This is a genomic window from Azospirillum tabaci (assembly GCF_014596085.1).
GTDB classification, from domain to species: domain Bacteria; phylum Pseudomonadota; class Alphaproteobacteria; order Azospirillales; family Azospirillaceae; genus Azospirillum; species Azospirillum tabaci.
This window is the reverse complement of sequence record NZ_JACCJY010000002.1, coordinates 315,572-332,566: the sequence shown is the minus strand read 5'-3', so window position 1 is coordinate 332,566 and position 16,995 is coordinate 315,572. Positions and strand designations below refer to the sequence as shown.

At 70.4% G+C, this 16,995-nt stretch carries 16 protein-coding genes; 12 read left to right on the top strand and 4 right to left on the bottom strand.

Annotated elements, in window-relative coordinates:
* Complete coding sequence (locus H0B54_RS04720) at window positions 1-870, top strand: OmpA family protein (RefSeq protein ID WP_094302320.1); 870 nt, start codon at window positions 1-3, stop codon at window positions 868-870.
* A gap of 24 nt (window positions 871-894) precedes the next feature.
* On the top strand, window positions 895-1,221 hold the full coding sequence (locus tag H0B54_RS04715; RefSeq protein WP_094302319.1) for a hypothetical protein: 327 nt from the start codon (window positions 895-897) through the stop codon (window positions 1,219-1,221).
* A 153-nt stretch (window positions 1,222-1,374) separates the two neighbouring features.
* On the opposite strand, the gene H0B54_RS04710 is transcribed toward H0B54_RS04715, so the two are convergent.
* Window positions 1,375-1,599, bottom strand: coding sequence for a DUF1150 family protein (locus H0B54_RS04710; protein WP_188259419.1), 225 nt, complete (start codon window positions 1,597-1,599; stop codon window positions 1,375-1,377).
* Window positions 1,600-1,955: 356 nt separating this feature from the next.
* On the opposite strand from H0B54_RS04710, the gene H0B54_RS04705 reads away from it, so the two are divergent.
* The 3 genes from H0B54_RS04705 (at window position 1,956) to H0B54_RS04695 (ending at window position 7,744) form a co-directional block, all read left to right on the top strand.
* Entirely contained in the window at window positions 1,956-3,128 is a 1,173-nt protein-coding gene (locus H0B54_RS04705; RefSeq protein WP_188259418.1) for a DUF4384 domain-containing protein, read from the top strand.
* Window positions 3,129-3,214: 86 nt separating this feature from the next.
* Window positions 3,215-5,014, top strand: coding sequence for a CHASE2 domain-containing protein (locus H0B54_RS04700; protein ID WP_343068901.1), 1,800 nt, complete (start codon window positions 3,215-3,217; stop codon window positions 5,012-5,014).
* Window positions 5,015-5,161: 147 nt separating this feature from the next.
* Window positions 5,162-7,744 (top strand): SUMF1/EgtB/PvdO family nonheme iron enzyme, encoded by a 2,583-nt coding sequence (locus tag H0B54_RS04695; protein WP_188259416.1) that lies wholly within the window; start codon window positions 5,162-5,164, stop codon window positions 7,742-7,744.
* A gap of 17 nt (window positions 7,745-7,761) precedes the next feature.
* Here the strand turns inward: H0B54_RS04695 and H0B54_RS04690 are convergent, their stop codons facing one another.
* Entirely contained in the window at window positions 7,762-8,472 is a 711-nt protein-coding gene (locus H0B54_RS04690) for a Crp/Fnr family transcriptional regulator (protein WP_172428347.1), read from the bottom strand.
* A 239-nt stretch (window positions 8,473-8,711) separates the two neighbouring features.
* On the opposite strand from H0B54_RS04690, the gene H0B54_RS04685 reads away from it, so the two are divergent.
* The 5 genes from H0B54_RS04685 (at window position 8,712) to H0B54_RS04665 (ending at window position 13,979) form a co-directional block, all read left to right on the top strand.
* On the top strand, window positions 8,712-10,346 hold the full coding sequence (locus H0B54_RS04685) for an AMP-binding protein (RefSeq protein WP_188259415.1): 1,635 nt from the start codon (window positions 8,712-8,714) through the stop codon (window positions 10,344-10,346).
* A 145-nt stretch (window positions 10,347-10,491) separates the two neighbouring features.
* Window positions 10,492-11,253, top strand: coding sequence for an SDR family NAD(P)-dependent oxidoreductase (locus H0B54_RS04680; RefSeq protein WP_188259414.1), 762 nt, complete (start codon window positions 10,492-10,494; stop codon window positions 11,251-11,253).
* Window positions 11,254-11,285: 32 nt separating this feature from the next.
* Entirely contained in the window at window positions 11,286-12,482 is a 1,197-nt protein-coding gene (locus H0B54_RS04675; protein WP_188259413.1) for an acyl-CoA dehydrogenase family protein, read from the top strand.
* A gap of 4 nt (window positions 12,483-12,486) precedes the next feature.
* A complete protein-coding gene (locus tag H0B54_RS04670; RefSeq protein WP_188259412.1) occupies window positions 12,487-13,590 on the top strand; it encodes a phosphotransferase family protein in 1,104 nt (367 codons plus the stop codon).
* Window positions 13,590-13,979 (top strand): DUF6285 domain-containing protein, encoded by a 390-nt coding sequence (locus H0B54_RS04665; RefSeq protein ID WP_188259411.1) that lies wholly within the window; start codon window positions 13,590-13,592, stop codon window positions 13,977-13,979. The genes H0B54_RS04670 and H0B54_RS04665 overlap by 1 nt, the downstream gene beginning before the upstream one ends.
* Before the next feature lie 166 nt (window positions 13,980-14,145).
* Here the strand turns inward: H0B54_RS04665 and H0B54_RS04660 are convergent, their stop codons facing one another.
* Both H0B54_RS04660 and cysQ read right to left on the bottom strand, forming a co-directional pair.
* Window positions 14,146-14,943: a ferritin-like domain-containing protein gene (locus H0B54_RS04660; RefSeq protein WP_188259410.1), complete on the bottom strand. Its 798-nt coding sequence runs from the start codon at window positions 14,941-14,943 to the stop codon at window positions 14,146-14,148.
* Window positions 14,937-15,710, bottom strand: a complete 774-nt coding sequence (gene cysQ / locus H0B54_RS04655) for a 3'(2'),5'-bisphosphate nucleotidase CysQ (protein WP_188259409.1) — start codon at window positions 15,708-15,710, stop codon at window positions 14,937-14,939. Before cysQ ends, H0B54_RS04660 begins: the two co-directional genes overlap by 7 nt.
* 99 nt (window positions 15,711-15,809) lie before the next feature.
* Here cysQ and H0B54_RS04650 point away from each other — a divergent pair, with 99 nt between their 5' ends.
* Entirely contained in the window at window positions 15,810-16,328 is a 519-nt protein-coding gene (locus H0B54_RS04650; protein ID WP_188259408.1) for a GNAT family N-acetyltransferase, read from the top strand.
* A gap of 154 nt (window positions 16,329-16,482) precedes the next feature.
* Entirely contained in the window at window positions 16,483-16,917 is a 435-nt protein-coding gene (locus H0B54_RS04645; protein ID WP_188259407.1) for a bacteriohemerythrin, read from the top strand.
* Window positions 16,918-16,995 lie beyond the last annotated feature (78 nt).

Sequence of the window (16,995 nt, the reverse complement as noted above, 5' to 3'; positions counted from 1 at the left end):
ATGCCGCGACCGACCTCCAAGACCAGCGCCCGACTGCTGAGCGGTGTGGCGCTTCCCGTGCTGGCCCTGCCCATGATCGCCTTGGCCTGCATGGCGGTTCCCGCGCGGGCGCAGACCGTCGAGGGCTCCGGCGGCAACCGGGTCATGATGTTCGAGCGTCCGCCGACCGTGGACGAGCTGCGCGAGGCCGTGAAGCCCGGCCCGGCGCCGACCGATGGCACCGAGCAGCCGAAGATCCGCACCCGCAGCATCGAGATCATCGGCGGCGGCATGAACAGCGCCAACCGCCCGCGCCCGACCGACAGCGTGAACTACGGCGCGCCCGCTCAGCAGCAGGCGACCCCGCAACAGAGCTACAGCCCGCCGACCGCCCCCGTGGCCCAGCCGGAACCGGCGCCCCAGCCCAAGCCCAAGCGCGCGCCCGTTCAGGAGGCCGCGGCCCCGCCGGTCGCCCCGCCGCCGACCGCCCCGCGTCGCGCCGGCGGCGTGCAGCCGGCCACCCTCTCCGCGCCGGAAACCCCGGCGGAGACCCGCCCGACCAACGGCTTCGGCTTCCGCATCAACTTCGCCTTCAACTCCGCCGACGTCCCGAAGGAGTTCTATTCCTACGTCGACGCGGTCGGCGGGCTGATGTCGCAGGACCCGCAGCTCCGCCTCGTCATCGAAGGGCACACCGACGCCGTGGGAAGCGAGCAGTACAACCTCGCCCTTTCCGAACGTCGGGCCGTGTCGGTGGGCGAGTATCTGGTGCGCGTCCATCACATCGAGCCGCAGCGCATCGCCATCGCTGGCCTCGGCAAGAGCCAGCCGCTGACCCCCGACCCGACCGACAGCCGCAACCGGCGCGTCGAGTTCCGGCCCATCCAGTGATCGAGACGGAAGGGAGGGCGCGCCATGGTCCGAAAACTCCTTCTCATGGCGGCGATCGCGGCGCTCCCCCTCGTCGGTGGTGCCGCCGACGCGACGGTGGTCCGCAAGAGGAGCAGCGACGCGGGGGTGCAGCCCGGCGGCATCGACGTCGGGGTTCCCAAGGGCCGCGTGCGCATCCAGTGCTGGCAGGACGGCGAGAAGATCATCGACGAGACCGATCTGAACGTCCTGTCGCTCAGCGTCGCCAGCCAGTTGAATTCGTTGCGCTTCCGCCGGGCGGGTGAGCCGGAGAACAGCCTGGCCATCGTGACGCGGAACCGGACGTCGTGCTTGTTGAGCCCGAAGGAATGAGTTGAGTGCGTTGCCCCCTCCCTGACCCTCCCCCGTTTCGCAGGGGAGGGAATTGGCGTTGCCCACACGAAAAATCCCTCCCCTGCGCAGCGGGGGAGGGAGAGGACCCGCGAAGCGGGGAGGGTGGGGGCAATGCCCCCACCGCTTCCGCTCTCAATGCACGCTGACCAGCTCCATCCCATGCTCCTGAAGCGTCGCTCCCGCCGACGCGCGGTCGGTGTCCAGCCACAGGCAGGTGCCGTTCGCGGCGTACACGGCATAGGCGGGCAGGCCGTCGATCTCCACCGACCGCAGATAGGCGACCTCCAGGATTCCATGGCGGGCGAAGCGGTCGTCGAAACCGACGGCAACGTCGGCTTTGGGGCGGCGGGCGGTCATGGTCGGTCTCCTCGGGCGCTGGGACGGACCAACGGGGCGCCGGTCCTGCCCGGCACTCTAGGGGGGTGGACCGGGCCGCGCTGTGGCGCCCGCCACATCCAGTACGTCGGAGGATGCCCAACTCCTGCGCAACTTTGTGCTGCGTCTCACAGCGGACGCCACCCTCCGCCGTCTAGCCTCGACGGGCCGGCGCTTTGGCCGGCGCGCATCATTTCGGAGGTCCGACCATGCCCGTCCGTTCACGGCGCCAGCCCTTCTTTGGGCCGGGTCCACAGCCCCGCTATTCCCCCTTCGCCGCCTGGACAGGCGTTCGGGAAACGCCAATGATTCCGCGATCCCCGCCGGTGGAGGCCAGCATGGCGCACAGGACCCTGAGCGGACTCGTCGCGGCGGCCCTCAGTCTGGCCGCTTTCGGGGCGGTCGGATTCATGGCCGGCCGCGCGGGGGCGGAGCAGGCAGTGGTCGTCGCCTCCACCGCCCCCGGCTACGCCCAGGGGCAACTGGTCCCCGACGGCGCCGCGGTCAATGTGCCGGATGGCGCCAACGCCATGTTCCTGTTCGCCAACGGGCGCATGCTGCGGGTGAAGGGACCGTTCGACGGGCCGCTGGACCGCATGCCCGACGGCTCGGGCTGGAGCAGCGTCGGCAGCCTCGTCGGCGGGGAGCGCTTCTTCCAGACCGACCTCGGCGCCGCCCGCGCGGTCGGCACCCCGATGCAGAAGGGGGAGGAGCAGGTCTTCTTCCTCGACCCGGGCCGCGCCGGAATGCAGTGCGTGAAGTCCGGCGGCACGGTGCTGCTGCGCAAGCCCGCCGACCCGGCCCTGATCCCGGCCACCCTGCGTGACGAAAACCGCGGAGCCACCGCCACGCTGCGCTGGGACAAGGGGGCGACGGTGCCCTGGCCGCGCGAGCTTTCAATGACGGACGGCACCGCTGTCTCCGTCGCCGGGCCGGATGGGCGGGTGCGCCACAGCATGACGTTGCGTTTGGTCAGTGCCGAGGGGCAAGGCGCGGAGCTGGCCATCCGGCTGGCCGGTGCCGGCTGCGCCACCCAGGCGGCGCTTCTGCTGGACCCGGTGCGGGACAGCATGGCGCCGCTTAACCTCTATCTCGCCACCGACCGCGGCCTCTACCCGACCTACCGGTCCGGAGAGACGGTGACCCTGGTGCTCCAGACGAACCGCGACGCGCATCTCTACTGCTACCTGCGCAACACGCGCGGCCAGTTGACGCCGATCTACCCGCCGGGGCCGTCGGCCACCTCGCTGGTGGAGGGGCACCGCACCCTGACGCTGGCCGGCGACCGCATGCCGGTGCCGCTGCGCGCGGCGGAACGGTCGGGGAGCCTGTCCGCCGACCAGGAGGTGCGCTGCTTCGCCGCCGGGCGCGATCTGGGCGCGGACCTGCCGGGGCGGCAGGACGCCTTCCGGCCCCTGTCCGACGAGGCGGCGGCCCGGCTGGAGCGGACCCTGAACTCGCTGAAGCAGACCGAACTGGTGATGGCGCAGGTGATCCTGCGCGTGGAGTGAGGGCGCCGCCGTTGGGGACATCGGGGGACCGGTCGGGGTGGGCGAAAGCCCCGTGGCTGGCCAAAGGGCTTGTGGGATTGGCCGCGGTGGTCGGCGTGTCGGCGGCGGCGCTGGGGCTGACCCGTCTGGTGCCGCCGCTGCGCTCCGCCGACGAGAGCTTCCGCGACCTCGCCATCGCCTATTTCACGCCGTCCGCCCCGCAGCATACCGGCATCGTGCTGGTCACGCTGGGCGAGGACCTGTTCGCCACGCTGGCCTGCCGGTCGCCGGTGGACCGCGGCTTCCTCGCCGACCTGGTGGGGACGCTGGAGGCGGCGGGGGTGCGGGCCATCGGGTTGGACATTCTGTTCGACCAGCCGACGTTGCCCGCGCTCGACGAGCGGCTGCGCCAGCGCATTCAGCGGGCCCGGGTGCCGGTGGTCGCCATCACGGCGCTCGGCGACACGCCGCTGACCGAGGAGCAACGCCGCTATCTCGGGCGGTTCCTCGACGGCATTCCGCACGGCCACGCCAACCTCGCCAAGGACCGGCTCGACGGCACGGTGCGCTGGCATGTGCCGCGCGGGCCGGACGGGCTGCCCAGCTTTCCGGCGCGGCTGGCCCAGCTTGCCGGAGGGACGGCGGCGGGAGGGCCGGCGGGGGCGGAGCCCTTCCGCATCGACTGGCACGCTCGCCCGTCTCTGGACACGCCGCCCTTCCCGACCTATCCGGCGGACATGGTGGGGATGCTGCCGCGCGGCTGGCTGGCCGGGCGGATCGCCGTGGTCGGCACCGTCCTGGTCGGGGTGGACCAGCACCGCACGCCGCTGTCGGTCGCCGGCCTGTCCACGCCGGGGGTGGAGATCCAGGCCCACGCGCTCGCCCAGATCCTCGACGGGCGGACCAGCCGCGACCTGCCCTCCGGCTGGATCGTGGCGCTGGTGCTGGCGCTGAGCGCCGCGGGGGTGGCGCTGGCGGTCGTCGGCTGGCCGGTGTGGCTTCTGGTGCCGGCCAGCCTGCTCGGGCTGCTGGCGCTGTGGGCGGCGGCGCTGGCGCTGTTCGCCCTGGGCGGGCCGCTGGTGGCGACGATGGCGCCCTCGGCCGCGTGGCTGGGCGGCATCGCCGCGATGACCGCGCATCTGTCGCTGAAGGAGCGCACCGACCGCCGCAGCCTGATGCAGTTGTTCGCCAACCACGTCTCCCAGCCCGTCGCCGACGAGATCTGGCGGGAGCGCGCGACCTTCCTGGCCGGCGGGCGCCCCCGCCCTCAGGAACTGACCGCCACCGTCTTCTTCTCCGACATCGAGGGTTTCACCACGGTCTGCGAGGCGCTGGAGCCGGAGCCGCTGATCCTGTGGCTGGAGGGCTATCTCGATGCCATGGTGCGGGTGGTGGCGGCGCATGAGGGGATCGTGCTGCGTTTCATCGGCGACGCCATTCTGGCGGTCTTCGGCGCACCCGTGGCTCGCACGACCCAGGCCGAGATCGACGCCGACGCCGAGCGCGCTGTGCGCTGCGCCATCCAGATGGGGCGGGAGCTTCAGGAGTTGAACCGCCGCTGGCAGGCGGAAGGGCTGCCGGCCATCGGCATCCGCATCGGCATTCACACCGGACCGCTGGTCGCGGGCAGCCTGGGCGGGTTGCGGCACATGGAGTATTCGCTGCTGGGCGACACCGCCAACACCGCCGCCCGCCTGGAAGCGCTGGGCAAGACGGTGGGCATGCGCTCTTCCCCCCACTGCCGGATCGTGATCGGGGAACCGACCTGGACGGCGGTGCAGGACAAGGTGGTGGGCTTGCCAGTGGGCGAGATGGCGCTGAAAGGCAAGCGCAAGGCGGTCCGCGCTTGGCTGGTCCTCGATCGGGAGGAGGAAGGGGTTCGGCCCGCGGCGGAGGCCGGGGAGTGATCCTCCACGCTCGCCGTATTCGGGATTAGGCTGAATGAACGCTTGGTGTGCAGGAATCGAAATATTAACATTGGTTAATCGGCAACTTTATGCCGATGGGTGCCGGGTATGGGGTGCGCAACTGCCTTCCCACCATGGAGCCGGCCGATGTTCGACGGACCCTTGACGCAGCGCTGTTCGGGTGGAGGCCTTTTGTCCCTCGGCCTCGTCCTGCTGTTGTTGGGCCTTCTGGGCTGGGCAGCGGACGCGGGCGCCCAATCCTCTTCGCCCCAGGCTCCGCCGCCCCAATCCTCACAATCCCCGGAGAAGCGCATCGCGCTGGTCGTCGGCATCGGCAAGTACGAATTCGCCCCCGAACTCCAGAATCCGGTCAACGACGCCAAGGCCATCGCCGAGGTCCTGCGCAAGCTGCAGTTCGAGGTGGACGAGAAGTTCGACATGGACAACCGCGGCTTCGAGCGGGCGTTGCGCGACTTCGGAATCCGCGCCTCGCAGGCCGACGTGGCGGTGATCTTCTACGCCGGGCACGGCATCCAGGCGGGCGGCAACAACTACATCGTTCCAGCGGACGCCAAGCTGGAGCGCGAGCGCGACCTCGTCTACGAGGCGATGCCGCTGAACCTCATGCTGGGCGAACTGTCCCAGGCGCGCAAGCTGGGCATCCTGATGCTCGATTCCTGCCGCAACAACCCCTTCGTGGACCGGTTGAAGCAGGCCGGGCAGAACCGAATTCAGGTCAATTACGGCTTCGCCCGCGTCGACGACACGCCCAGCGACACGCTGGTCGCCATGGCCACCCGCGCCGACCAGTTGGCGGAGGACGGGCAGGGCGACCACAGCCCCTACACCGACGCGCTGCTTCAGCACCTCCAGACTCCGGGGCTGGAGCTGAGCCTGTTCTTCCGGAACGTCCGCGACACCGTGCGGCAGGCGACCAACGGGCGGCAGGAGCCCTACATCTTCGGCTCGCTGGGGGCGGCGCCCTTCTACTTCAACCCGCGCCCGCCCAACCGCCCGCCGGTGCTCGGCGAGATCCGCCCGCTGGAGCTGTCCGACCGCGCCGACGCCGAGCCGTTGCGCATCGGGCGTCCGACCGATCCGGACGACGACCAGCTCTTCGCCCAGATATCCGGCCTGCCGCGCGGCGGCGGCGTGCGCATCGGCGACCGCATCGTCCTGATCGGCGACTACCTGACCGTGGAGCAACTCGCCGCCACCAGCTTCAAGCCGGACGCGACGATGGTGGGAGACGCCGGGCGCTTCGACTTCGCGATCATGGACGGGCGGGGCGGCGTGGCGCGGGGCGGGGTGGCGATCACCATCAAGCCCAGCAACCGCCCGCCGATCGTCGCCGGGGCGCGCACCGTCCGCGCCCTGCCGAACCGCTTAGCCATCGAGGCGCCGGTGGACCCCGACGGCGACCCGCTGACCATCACCGTCACCGCCGTTCCCGACCGCGGCAAGGTGCGGGACGGCGCCACGCTGATCCGTCCCGGAGACCGGCTGCCGGCCGAGGGGTTGACCCGTCTGACCTTCGACCCGGAGCAGGAGCGGGCGGGTGCTGCCGGGGCCTTTGCCTATCAGGTGGAGGACAGCAAGGGCGGGAAGGCCACCGGCATGGTGACGCTGGAGATCGCCCCGCCGGGCGCCGCCCCGGCGACCCCGGCGCTGGAGGAATCGCTGTGGCAGATGGTCAAGGGCAGCAGCGAGCCCGCCGACTTCGAGGCCTTCCTGCGGCTGTTCGGAAACGGAACCTACGCCAAGCCGGCGCGGGAGAAGCTGGGCGCGCTCACCCCCGCCGCCAAGCCGCCGGAGATTGCAGTGGCGCCTCAACCGCCGGCGCCTCAGGCCCCGCCCTCATCACCGGTCCCGCCCCCGGTCGTCGAAGCGGCGGCACCACCTCCACCGGCGCCCCCTCAGCCGGCGCCCCCTCAGCCCGCGCCCGCGCCGGAGCAGGTGGCCGCGGCGCCCCCGAACGCCAGCGGGAACAGCGCGGTGCGCAACCACAGCCGGTTGGCCAGCTTCCAGGATTGCAAGGATTGCCCGGTGATGGTGCGCATCGCACCCGGCAGCTTCACCATGGGCAGCGACCAGGGCGACCGCTCCGAGCGTCCGGTGCACAAGGTGACCATTGCCAAAGCCTTCGCGCTCGGCGCCTACGAGGTGACGGTGGCCGAATGGCGTGCCTGCGTGGAGGACGGCGGCTGCACCGACGGCATGCCGCGCATGACCAAGCCCACCGACAGCACCCCGATCCACAACATCTCCTGGCTGGAGGCCCAAGCCTACGTGAAGTGGCTGAGCCAGAAGACCGGCCAGCGCTATCGCCTGCCTTCCGAGGCGGAGTGGGAATACGCGGCGCGCGGTGGCACGACCGGCCGCTACTGGTGGGACGGGCAGACCGGGACGCTCGCCAATTGCAAGGACTGCGGCGGTGCGCAGGAGCGGCTCACCCCGGCCTCGGTCGGTAGCTACAAGCCGAATCCCTTCGGGCTGCACGACATGAACGGCGGGGTGGCGGAGTGGGTCGCCGACTGCTGGCACGCGGACTACAGCGGTGCTCCGACGGACGGCAGCGTCTGGACCTCGGCCAACTGCCGGGAGCGCGTGCTGCGCGGCGGGTCCTGGCGGGGCAACCTGACCGACATCACCGACACGGCGCGGCTGTTCTACGATCCGGACGTGCGGTACCTGAACAACGGCTTGCGGGTGCTGCGGGAGTTAAATTGAGGGGGCAGCCCGACAGCTCACCCGTTCGCCTCGGCAATCTCTTCCAGCGCGTCGCGGTCGAGCAGAGTGATGCGCCCGGACTCCACGGCGATCACGCCGTTGCGCTGCCATTCGCCCAGCAGTTTGTTGATGCTTTCCCGCGACACGCCGACCAAGCAGCCGAGCTGCTGCTGCGACAGCTTGATGTCCAGCTTCAGCCCGCCCGGTGTCGGCTTGCCGAACACGTCGGCCAGCCGCATCAGCGCGCGGGCGAAGCGGGACGACGCCTCCAGGAACAGCGTGTCCTCCAGATGCTCGCTGGTCTGGCGCAGGCGCTTGCACAGCACGGTGATGAGCTGGAGCGCCACCGCCGGGCGCTCGTTGAGCAGCGGCACGAACTTCGAGCGGTCAAGCACCAGCAGGTCGGTTTCCTCCAGCGCCACGGCGTCGGCGGTCCGCGGCTCCCCGTCGAGCAGGGCGATTTCCCCGAACAGGCCTCCCTTGTTGATGATGTTCAGCACCAGTTCCTTGCCGTCGGTGGAGTGGGAGCAGATCTTCACCCGCCCGCGGATGACCGCCATCATGCTGTCGCCGGGGTCGCCCTTCTGGAAGATGACCGCGCCGGGCCGGAAGTAGGCCAGCCGGGCGCTGGCGGCGAGGCGTTGCAATTCCGGCTTCTCCAGATGCTTCAGCAGGAAATGCCCGGACAGCACCAGTTCCTTGTCGAACGCGATCCGCACCGTCGTCATGGTCGCCCCCATACGGCTCGATGCCGGACAGTGTAGCGGGCGGACGGCCTGCAACCGCGGCGCCAGAGGCGGTAACGCGCTCGCCCGTCCCTGCCACGTTCTTGCGGGCAGAGGGGAACGGACCGACCAAAGGTGAAACTTGTTCTGCCCAATGGTTCGTGACTACCATCGTCAGCAAGGCGCTCGACATGAGGCGCCGGCCCTTAATCGAGGGCTGCAGAACAGGGAAGGAGACGAGCGTGGACGCCACCACTCCGTCCGCAGAGCTGTCCAGGCGCACGGCCAACCACGTGCCGCTGACGCCGCTGGACTTCCTGCGCCGCTCCGCGATGGTCTATCCGGACAAGATCGCCGTGGTCTACGGCCCCTTGCGGCGGAGCTGGTCGGAGGTCGAACACCGCGCCCGCGCGCTGGCCTCCGCGGTGGCCGGGGCCGGCGTCCGGCCGGGGGAGGTGGTGTCGGTCCTGGCCTTCAACACCCCGGCGATGCTGGAGGCGCATTTCGGCATTCCCGGCGCCGGGGCGGTGCTGAACGCCATCAACACGCGGCTCGACCCGCCCGCCGTCGCCTTCATCCTGGAGCACGCCGAAAGCCGGCTGTTCCTGGTGGACCGCGGCTTGTCCGCGGTGGCCCGCGCCGCGCTGGAGCGCATGGCGGCCCCGCCGCGCGTGGTGTGGATCGACGACCCGGCGGCGCAGGACGCCGATCCGGTGGGCGGTCTGGAGTATGAGGACTTCCTGAAGACGGGCGACCCCGAGGCCCCCTGGCGCACGCCCGAGGACGAGTGGGAGTCCATTGCGCTCAACTACACCTCCGGCACCACCGGCAACCCCAAGGGTGTGCTGTACCATCACCGCGGCGCCCATCTGAACGCGCTCGGCAACGTCATCACCTTCGGGCTGCGGCCCGACAGCGTCTATCTGTGGACGCTGCCCATGTTCCACTGCAACGGCTGGACCTACCCCTGGGCGGTGACGGCGGTCGGGGCGACCCATGTCTGCCTGCGCGCCGTCGATCCGGCGGCGATCTTCCGCCTGATCGCCGAGGAGAAGGTCACCCATCTCTGCGGCGCGCCGGTCGTGCTGACCATGCTGATCCACGCGCCGGACGCGGTGAAGCGCGGCTTCGACCACGGACCGGTGCAGGTGGCGACGGGCGGGGCGGCGCCGCCCAGCGCGGTGATTGCGGGCATGGAGCGGATGGGCTTCCGCCTGACCCACCTCTACGGCATGACGGAATGCTACGGCCCCTCGACCGGCTGCGCGTGGCAGGAGAGCTGGGCGGAGCTGCCGCTGGAGGAGCGGGCGGTGAAGATGGCCCGCCAGGGCGTGCCCAACGTCACCATGTCCGAGCAGGCCGTGCTCGACCCCGACACCGGCCGCGAGGTGCCCGCCGACGGCGAGACGCTGGGCGAGCTGGCGCTGCGCGGCAACACGGTGATGAAGGGCTACCTGAAGAACCCGGCGGCGACCGACGAGGCGCTGCGCGGCGGCTGGCTTCACACCGGCGACCTCGCCGTGCTGCACCCCGACCGCTACGTCGAGATCAAGGACCGCGCCAAGGACATCATCATCTCCGGCGGCGAGAACATCGCCTCGCTGGAGGTCGAGGAGGTTCTCTACAAGCACCCCCACGTCATGGAGGCCGCCGTCGTCGCCCGTCCCGATGCGAAATGGGGCGAGACGCCTTGTGCTTTCGTCACGCTGAAGCCGGGATCGGAAGGGCGGGTCACGGAGGCCGAGGTGATCGGCTGGTGTCGCGACCATCTCGCCCATTTCAAGGCGCCCCGGACGGTGGTGTTCGGGGCGCTGCCGAAGACCTCGACCGGGAAGATCCAGAAGTTCGTGCTGCGCGAGCAGGCGAGGGGGTTGTGAGAGGGGCGTGGTCGCATCGGAGCCCCCCTCCCAACCTCCCCCCGCTTTCGCAGGGGGAGGAGCCGTTCCCTCCCCTGCGAAGCGGAGGAGGGTTTAGGGAGGGGGCCCGACGCATGAACCCCACCTTCACAAACTCAGGACCCCCATGACCCTCTCCCTCACCAACCGCACCGCCCTGGTCACCGGGGCCTCCGCCGGCCTGGGCCGTCACTTCGCGGGGGTGCTCGCCGCGGCGGGCGCCCGCGTCGCTCTGGCCGCGCGGCGGCGCGAGAGCCTGGACGCCGCCGTCGCGGAGATCGAAGCGGCGGGCGGGCAGGCCATCGCCGTGCCGCTGGACGTCACCGACGCCGCCTCCGTCCGCACCGGTGTCCGCGAGGCGGCGGGCGCGCTCGGCGGGCTGGACATCCTCGTCAACAACGCCGGGGCCACCGTCGCCAAGCCCGCGCTGGATTACGCGGAGGAGGAGTGGGACCGCGTCATCGACACCAACCTGAAAGGCGCCTTCCTCACCGCGCAGGAGACGGCGCGCGTGATGAAGGAGCAGGGGCGGGGCGGGTCGATCGTCAACATCGCCTCCATCCTCGGGCTGCGGGTGGCCGGCCATGTCGTGGCCTACACCGCGTCGAAGGCCGGGCTGGTGCAGATGACCCAGGCGCTGGCCCTGGAATGGGCGCGTTACGGCATCCGCGTCAACGCGCTGGCCCCCGGTTACATGGAGACCGACCTGAACCGAGACTTCCTGGCGACCGACGCCGGGCAGGCGCTGATCCGGCGCGTGCCGCAGCGGCGGCTGGGGCGGCTGGCGGACCTCGACGGGCCGCTGCTGCTGCTCTGCTCCGACGCGTCGGCCTACATGACCGGAGCGGTGGTGCCGGTGGACGGCGGGCACTTGGTCAGCACCTTGTAATCAAGAAAAAACGACGGAGAGGACCCGAACCGATGGATTTCAGCCTGCCCCCGCCGATCGAGGAGTTCCGCCGCCGCGTGCGCGCCTTCGTGGAGGAGCGGATCCTGCCGCTGGAAGCGGACCCGGCCTCCTACGACGAGCACGAGAACATCGCGCCCGCCCTGCTGGAGCGCCTGCGCGGAGAGGTGAAGGCCGCCGGGCTGTGGGCGCCGCAGATGCCGACGGCGCGCGGCGGGCAGGGGCTGGGCATCGTCGGCATGGCCGCCGCCTACGAGGAGATGAACCGCTCCATCTTCGGGCCGGTCTGCTTCAACTGCGCGGCCCCCGACGACGGCAACATGCAGCTTCTCAACAAGGTGGCGACCGAGGGGCAGAAGGAGCGCTGGCTCCAGCCCATCGTCGACGGCAAGGTCCGCTCCGCCTTCGCGATGACCGAGCCGCATCCCGGCGGCGGCTCCGATCCCTCGATGATGAAGACCAAAGCGGAGCGGCGGGGTGACCGCTGGGTGATCTCCGGCCGCAAATGGTTCATCACCGGAGCGGGGGAGGCGCAGCATTTCATCCTGATCGCCCGCACCTCCGATGACAAGCGCAAGGGGCTGACCGCCTTCCTGTTCGACAAGGACCAGCCCGGCTGGGAGATCGTCCGCCGCATCCCGATCATGGGGCCGGAGGAGCATGGCGGCCATTGCGAGCTGCGCTTCGACGGGCTGGAGGTCGCCGACGAGAACGTCCTGATGAAGGTCGGCGACGGGCTCAAGGCCACGCAGATCCGCCTCGGCCCGGCGCGGCTGACCCATTGCATGCGCTGGACCGGCCTGTCCAAGCGGGCCATGGAGATCGCCGCCGCCTATGTCCGCGAGCGCGAGAGCTTCGGCACCACGCTGGCCGGGCACGAGGGCGTGCAGTGGATGATGGGCGACGTCGCCATGCAGATCGAGATCGGGCGGCTTCTGGTCATGAAGGCGGCGTGGCAACTCGACCGCGGCGACTTCGCCCGCAAGGAGGTGTCGATGGCCAAGGTCCATGTCGCCGACACGCTGCACAAGGCGGTGGACACGGCCATTCAGCTCTGTGGGGCCAGGGGCTATTCGAAGGACACGGCGCTGGAGTGGATGTACCGCTACGCCCGGCAGGCCCGGCTGGTGGACGGGGCGTCGGAGGTCCACAAGATGGTCCTGGCGCGATTCTACATGGACGAGGGCGACGGCTTCTGGGCCTGGGGGTGATGGAATGGGCGCACTGATCGACGGTGAAAGCCGGCCGCGACTGGAATCGTGGCTGGCCGGGGCGACCGGCGCAACGCGCGTGTCGGTGGCCGACGAAGGCACCCTGGGCGGGGGAGCCATCTCGCTCAACCTCGCGGTGACGCTGGACATCGACGGCGGGCCGAAGGCCGGTCGGCACGCGTGCGTGCTGCGTGCCCAGCCCGGCGGCGGCGCGGCCGTGTCCGGCATGAAGGCCAGCATTTCCAAGGCGCAGGAGTTCGCCGTGCTGCGCGCCGCTTTCGGCGCCGGGGTGGCGGCGCCGGAGCCCATCGCCGCCTGCGGCGACCCGGCGGTGCTGGGTGCCGACTTCTACATCATGCGCCGCGCCGAGGGCATCGGGGCCGGACACAAGGTGGTGAAGGCCGACCAGCCGCAGCGCGGCCTCGCCCGCGAGCTTGGCCGGCAGTTGGGCCGCCTGCACCAAGCCGGGCCGGACACGCCGGGGCTGGAGGACCTGCCGGTCCCGGCCTCGTCGCCAGCGCTCGACTGCGTCCACGCCTACCGCGACTGGCTGGGCGATCTGGCGCTGAGGGACGCCGTGCTGGCCTGGGGCTTGCGCTGGCTGGAAATCCACGCGCCGCCGCCGGGCGATCTGGTGCTGTGCCACCGCGACTACCGCACCGGAAATTATCTGGTGAAGGACGGCGGGCTGACCGCCATCCTGGATTGGGAGTTCGCGGGCTTCAGCGATCCCATGGAGGATCTCGGCTGGTTCTGCGCCCGCTCCTGGCGGTTTGGGCGCCACGACCGCGAGGCGGGCGGGCTTGCCGGCCGGGAGGACTTCTACGCCGGTTACGAGGAGACCTCCGGCCGCCGGGTGGACCCGCAGGCGGTCGCCTATTGGGAAACCGCCGCCTACATGCGCTGGGCGGCCATCGCGGTCCTCCAGGGCCGCCGCCACACCTCGGGTGAGGAGCCTTCGCTGGAACTGGCGCTGACCGGGAGAATGCTGCCGGAGATCGAGTGGGACCTTTTGCGCCACATCCACGGGCTGGGGATGACGACCTCCGCCCCGGCGGCGGTGGGTGCCGAACCGCCCGGCGATGCCGACGAAGAGAGGGTTGCCTGATGCGCGCCAGCCCGAACGCCCAGGAACTGCTGGGCATCACCGCGGAAACCTTCCGGACGGACCTGCTTCCCCACATCCCGCCGGCCCAGCGCTACACGGCGCTGATGATCGCCAACGCGCTCGGCATCGTGCAGCGCGAACTCGCCGGCGCGGACGAGGCCGGCCACTCCATGCTGGCGGCGCTGGCCCTGCTCTATGGCGAGGACGCCGACGACAGCCTGTCCGGCGCCGACCTGCGTCAACGGGTGGAGGCCCTGCAGCACCGGCTGTGCATCGAGATCGCCGCGGGCGACTTCGACCACGACGGCCAGGACGTGCTGATGGAATGCCTGGAGGAAATCGTCCAGGCCCGGCTGGGCATCGCCAACCCGAAGCTGTTGCGGGGGTAAAAAGTGTTCCCCTCTCCCGTCCCGGGAGAGGGTGCCCGCGAAGCGGGCGGGTGAGGGTCGAGCGAGGATCAAGGCGCCGATCCTTGGCGGTACCCTCACCCCCCCACGCTCACGCGTGGGCCCCTCCCTCTCCCGGGGCGGGAGAGGGGAGCGGAAGGTGTGGGCGTCACTCCGCGATCGGCTCGTAGAATTCCGGGCCGAAGTCGGCGGCCTGCCGGCTGGTCACGTTGAAGGGCTTCTTCAGGCCGCCACGGAAATACCGCTTCACCAGATCCTGCCACGTCTCCACCGGGTCCACGCCGCGCTTGGCGCAGAGATGGCCGAACCAGCGGCGCCCTGCGGCGACGTGGGTGATTTCCTCGTCGTGGATGGTCTGGAGCAGGGCGGCGCTCTCCGCGTCGCCGAACTCGCGCAAGCGGCGGACGGTCTCCGGGGTCACGTCGAGCCCGCGCGCCTCCAGCACCATCGGCACCACGGCCAGCCGGGCGGCGAGGTCGTGGGCGGTGGTGGTCGCCGCCTGCCACAGCCCGTCATGGGCCGGCAACTCGCCATAGCCGGAACCGAGCTGGTTCAGCCGCTCCTCCAGCATCTGGAAATGCCGGGCCTCGTCGTCGGCGACCTGCACCCAGTCGTCGGTGAAGCTCTTGGGCATTCCCTCGCCGACGAAGCGGCACACGATGTCCCAGGCGAGGTCGATGGCGTTCAGCTCGATGTGGGCCAGCGCGTGCAGCAGGGCGACGCGGTTCTGCGCGCTGCCGCCGCGCCCGCGCTTGGGCATGTCGCGGGGCAGCATCAGGAGCGGCCGCTCCGGACGGGCGGGGCGCTCCGGCGGGACCAGCGAACCGAACTCGGTGATGCGTCCGTCGCGCCACGCCGCGGCGTGGTCCCGCGTCAGGCGCACCTTCTCCAGCGGCGCCGCGGTGGTCAGAACCGCGACGGCCGCGTCACACAGCGTCATTACCATCCATACGCAACGAAATGGGGGTTCACGATGTCGGCCTTGCCGTAGAGGAAGGGCGAGCCGTCGGGCTGCTCCACCCGGCCGCCGGCGGCGGCGAGGATGGCGTGGCCGGCGGCGGTGTCCCATTCGCTGGTCGGGCCGAAGCGGGGGTAGAGGTCGGCCTTGCCGGAAGCCACCGTGCAGAACTTGAGGGAGCTGCCGCAGGTCACCCGGTTCTTCACGGTGTAGCCGGCGAGGAAGCCCTCCAGCTCGCCCCCGCTGCCGTGGGAGCGGCTGGCGACCACGGTCAGGCCGTCGGGGGGCGGCTTGCGGACCTGGATGGGGTAGTCGTGGCGGCCTTCCACCCAATGGACGGCGGTGCCCGGTCCGCAGGCGGCGTAGAGGTCGCCGGTGGCCGGCGCGTAGACGACGCCCAGCACCGGGCGTCCACCGTCGATGAGGGCGATGTTGACGGTGAACTCGCCGTTGCGGTTGATGAACTCCTTGGTGCCGTCGAGCGGGTCGACCAGCCAGAACCGCCCGCCGGAAATGTCCGGCCGGTTCCCGGCGGCCACGGCCTCCTCGGCCACCACCGGAATGCCGGGGGCGATGTGGTGCAGGGCCGGGGTGATGACATGCTCGGCGGCCAGATCGGCCTGGGTGACCGGGCTGCCGTCAACCTTTGTGGCGGCGTCGATGCCGTCGTTGTAGAAGCGCAGGATCACCTGACCCGCTTCGTGGGCGATGGTCCGCACCTTGGGCAGCAGGATCGCCGCGGCGGTGTCGGTCATGGGTGGTCCTCCGGTCGGCTGGTGTGCGAACGGTCACCATAGCGCGCCCGGATGGTGGGCTGGAAGGCTGGAAAGGGCGGGGAGGATGGGAGAATGCGGATGAACGCGGGATGGCGCGCCATGAAGCCGGCGGACTTGGACCGTGTCATGGCCATCGCCGAGGTCGTGCACCCTGCCTACCCGGAAGACCGCGCCGTTTTTGCCGAGCGTCTGGCCCTTTATCCGGAGGGCTGCGCCATGGCCGAGGCGGGCGGGATCGGCATCGGTTACATCGTTATGCATCCGGGGCGGTTGGGCGTTCCGCCGCCACTCGATTCGCCACTCGGCGCGCTGCCGGAAGCGCCGGATTGCCTCTATCTGCACGACGTCGCCCTGCTGCCCGAGGCGCGGGGTCTGGGGTTGGGTGTGGCGGCGCTGGAGCGCATGGACGCGTTGGCGGCGCGGCAGGGCTTCCGCTGGCTGGCCCTGACCTCCACCCCAGGCGCTCGGACCTTCTGGGACGCACAGGGGTTCCTGCCGCACGATGGCGGGCCACATGATGGTGGAGCCGGGCTGGCGGCCAAGCTCGCCTCCTACGGCGGCGGCATGACCTACATGACGAAGCCCGCAAGGGCGTGATCCAGAGTATTTGAAATAATTTGTTGAAAATCGTGTTGTCGCGTCGGACGAGGACTCGATTTGCGGCAAGTTGTCCGACCCCGGCGGGCGGTTCCGGATGCTATCTTGCGGCGTCCCCCACACCTCCAGCACATCCGTTCGTCGGCAGGCCCCCATGCAGCCATCCGCCCGCTTCCCGTGGAAGTCCGAATACACGGTCGGAAACGAGTCCATCGACGAGCAGCACCGGACCCTTCTGGAATTGGCCGGGCTGCTGCACATGGCGGTCGCGGCGGGGCAGGGCTACAAGATCATCCAGAACGCCTTTGCCGCCCTCGTGAAGTACACGGAGGAGCATTTCTCCGCCGAGGAGCAGTTCTGGATCGACGCCAAGAGCGGCGCCGTCGAGCAGCACAAGCGGCTGCACCGTCAGATCACCGAAGAACTGCTTGCCCTGCGGTTCGAGGGGCCGTACGGGGTCGTGTTCTGCACGCCCAACGAACTGACCAACTGGGTCGAACATCGCCTGATCGCCCATTTCATCGAAGAGGATCAGGACGTCTACCGCAGCATGACCCAGGGCACCAAGCGGAAGCGGGTCACCGCCTGAGGCCGGCACCGCCGGCGATGGTGGTCCGCCATCGCAGGTTTCACGTCCAACGTTGCCTTTGCCGTGGAACGGACCCAA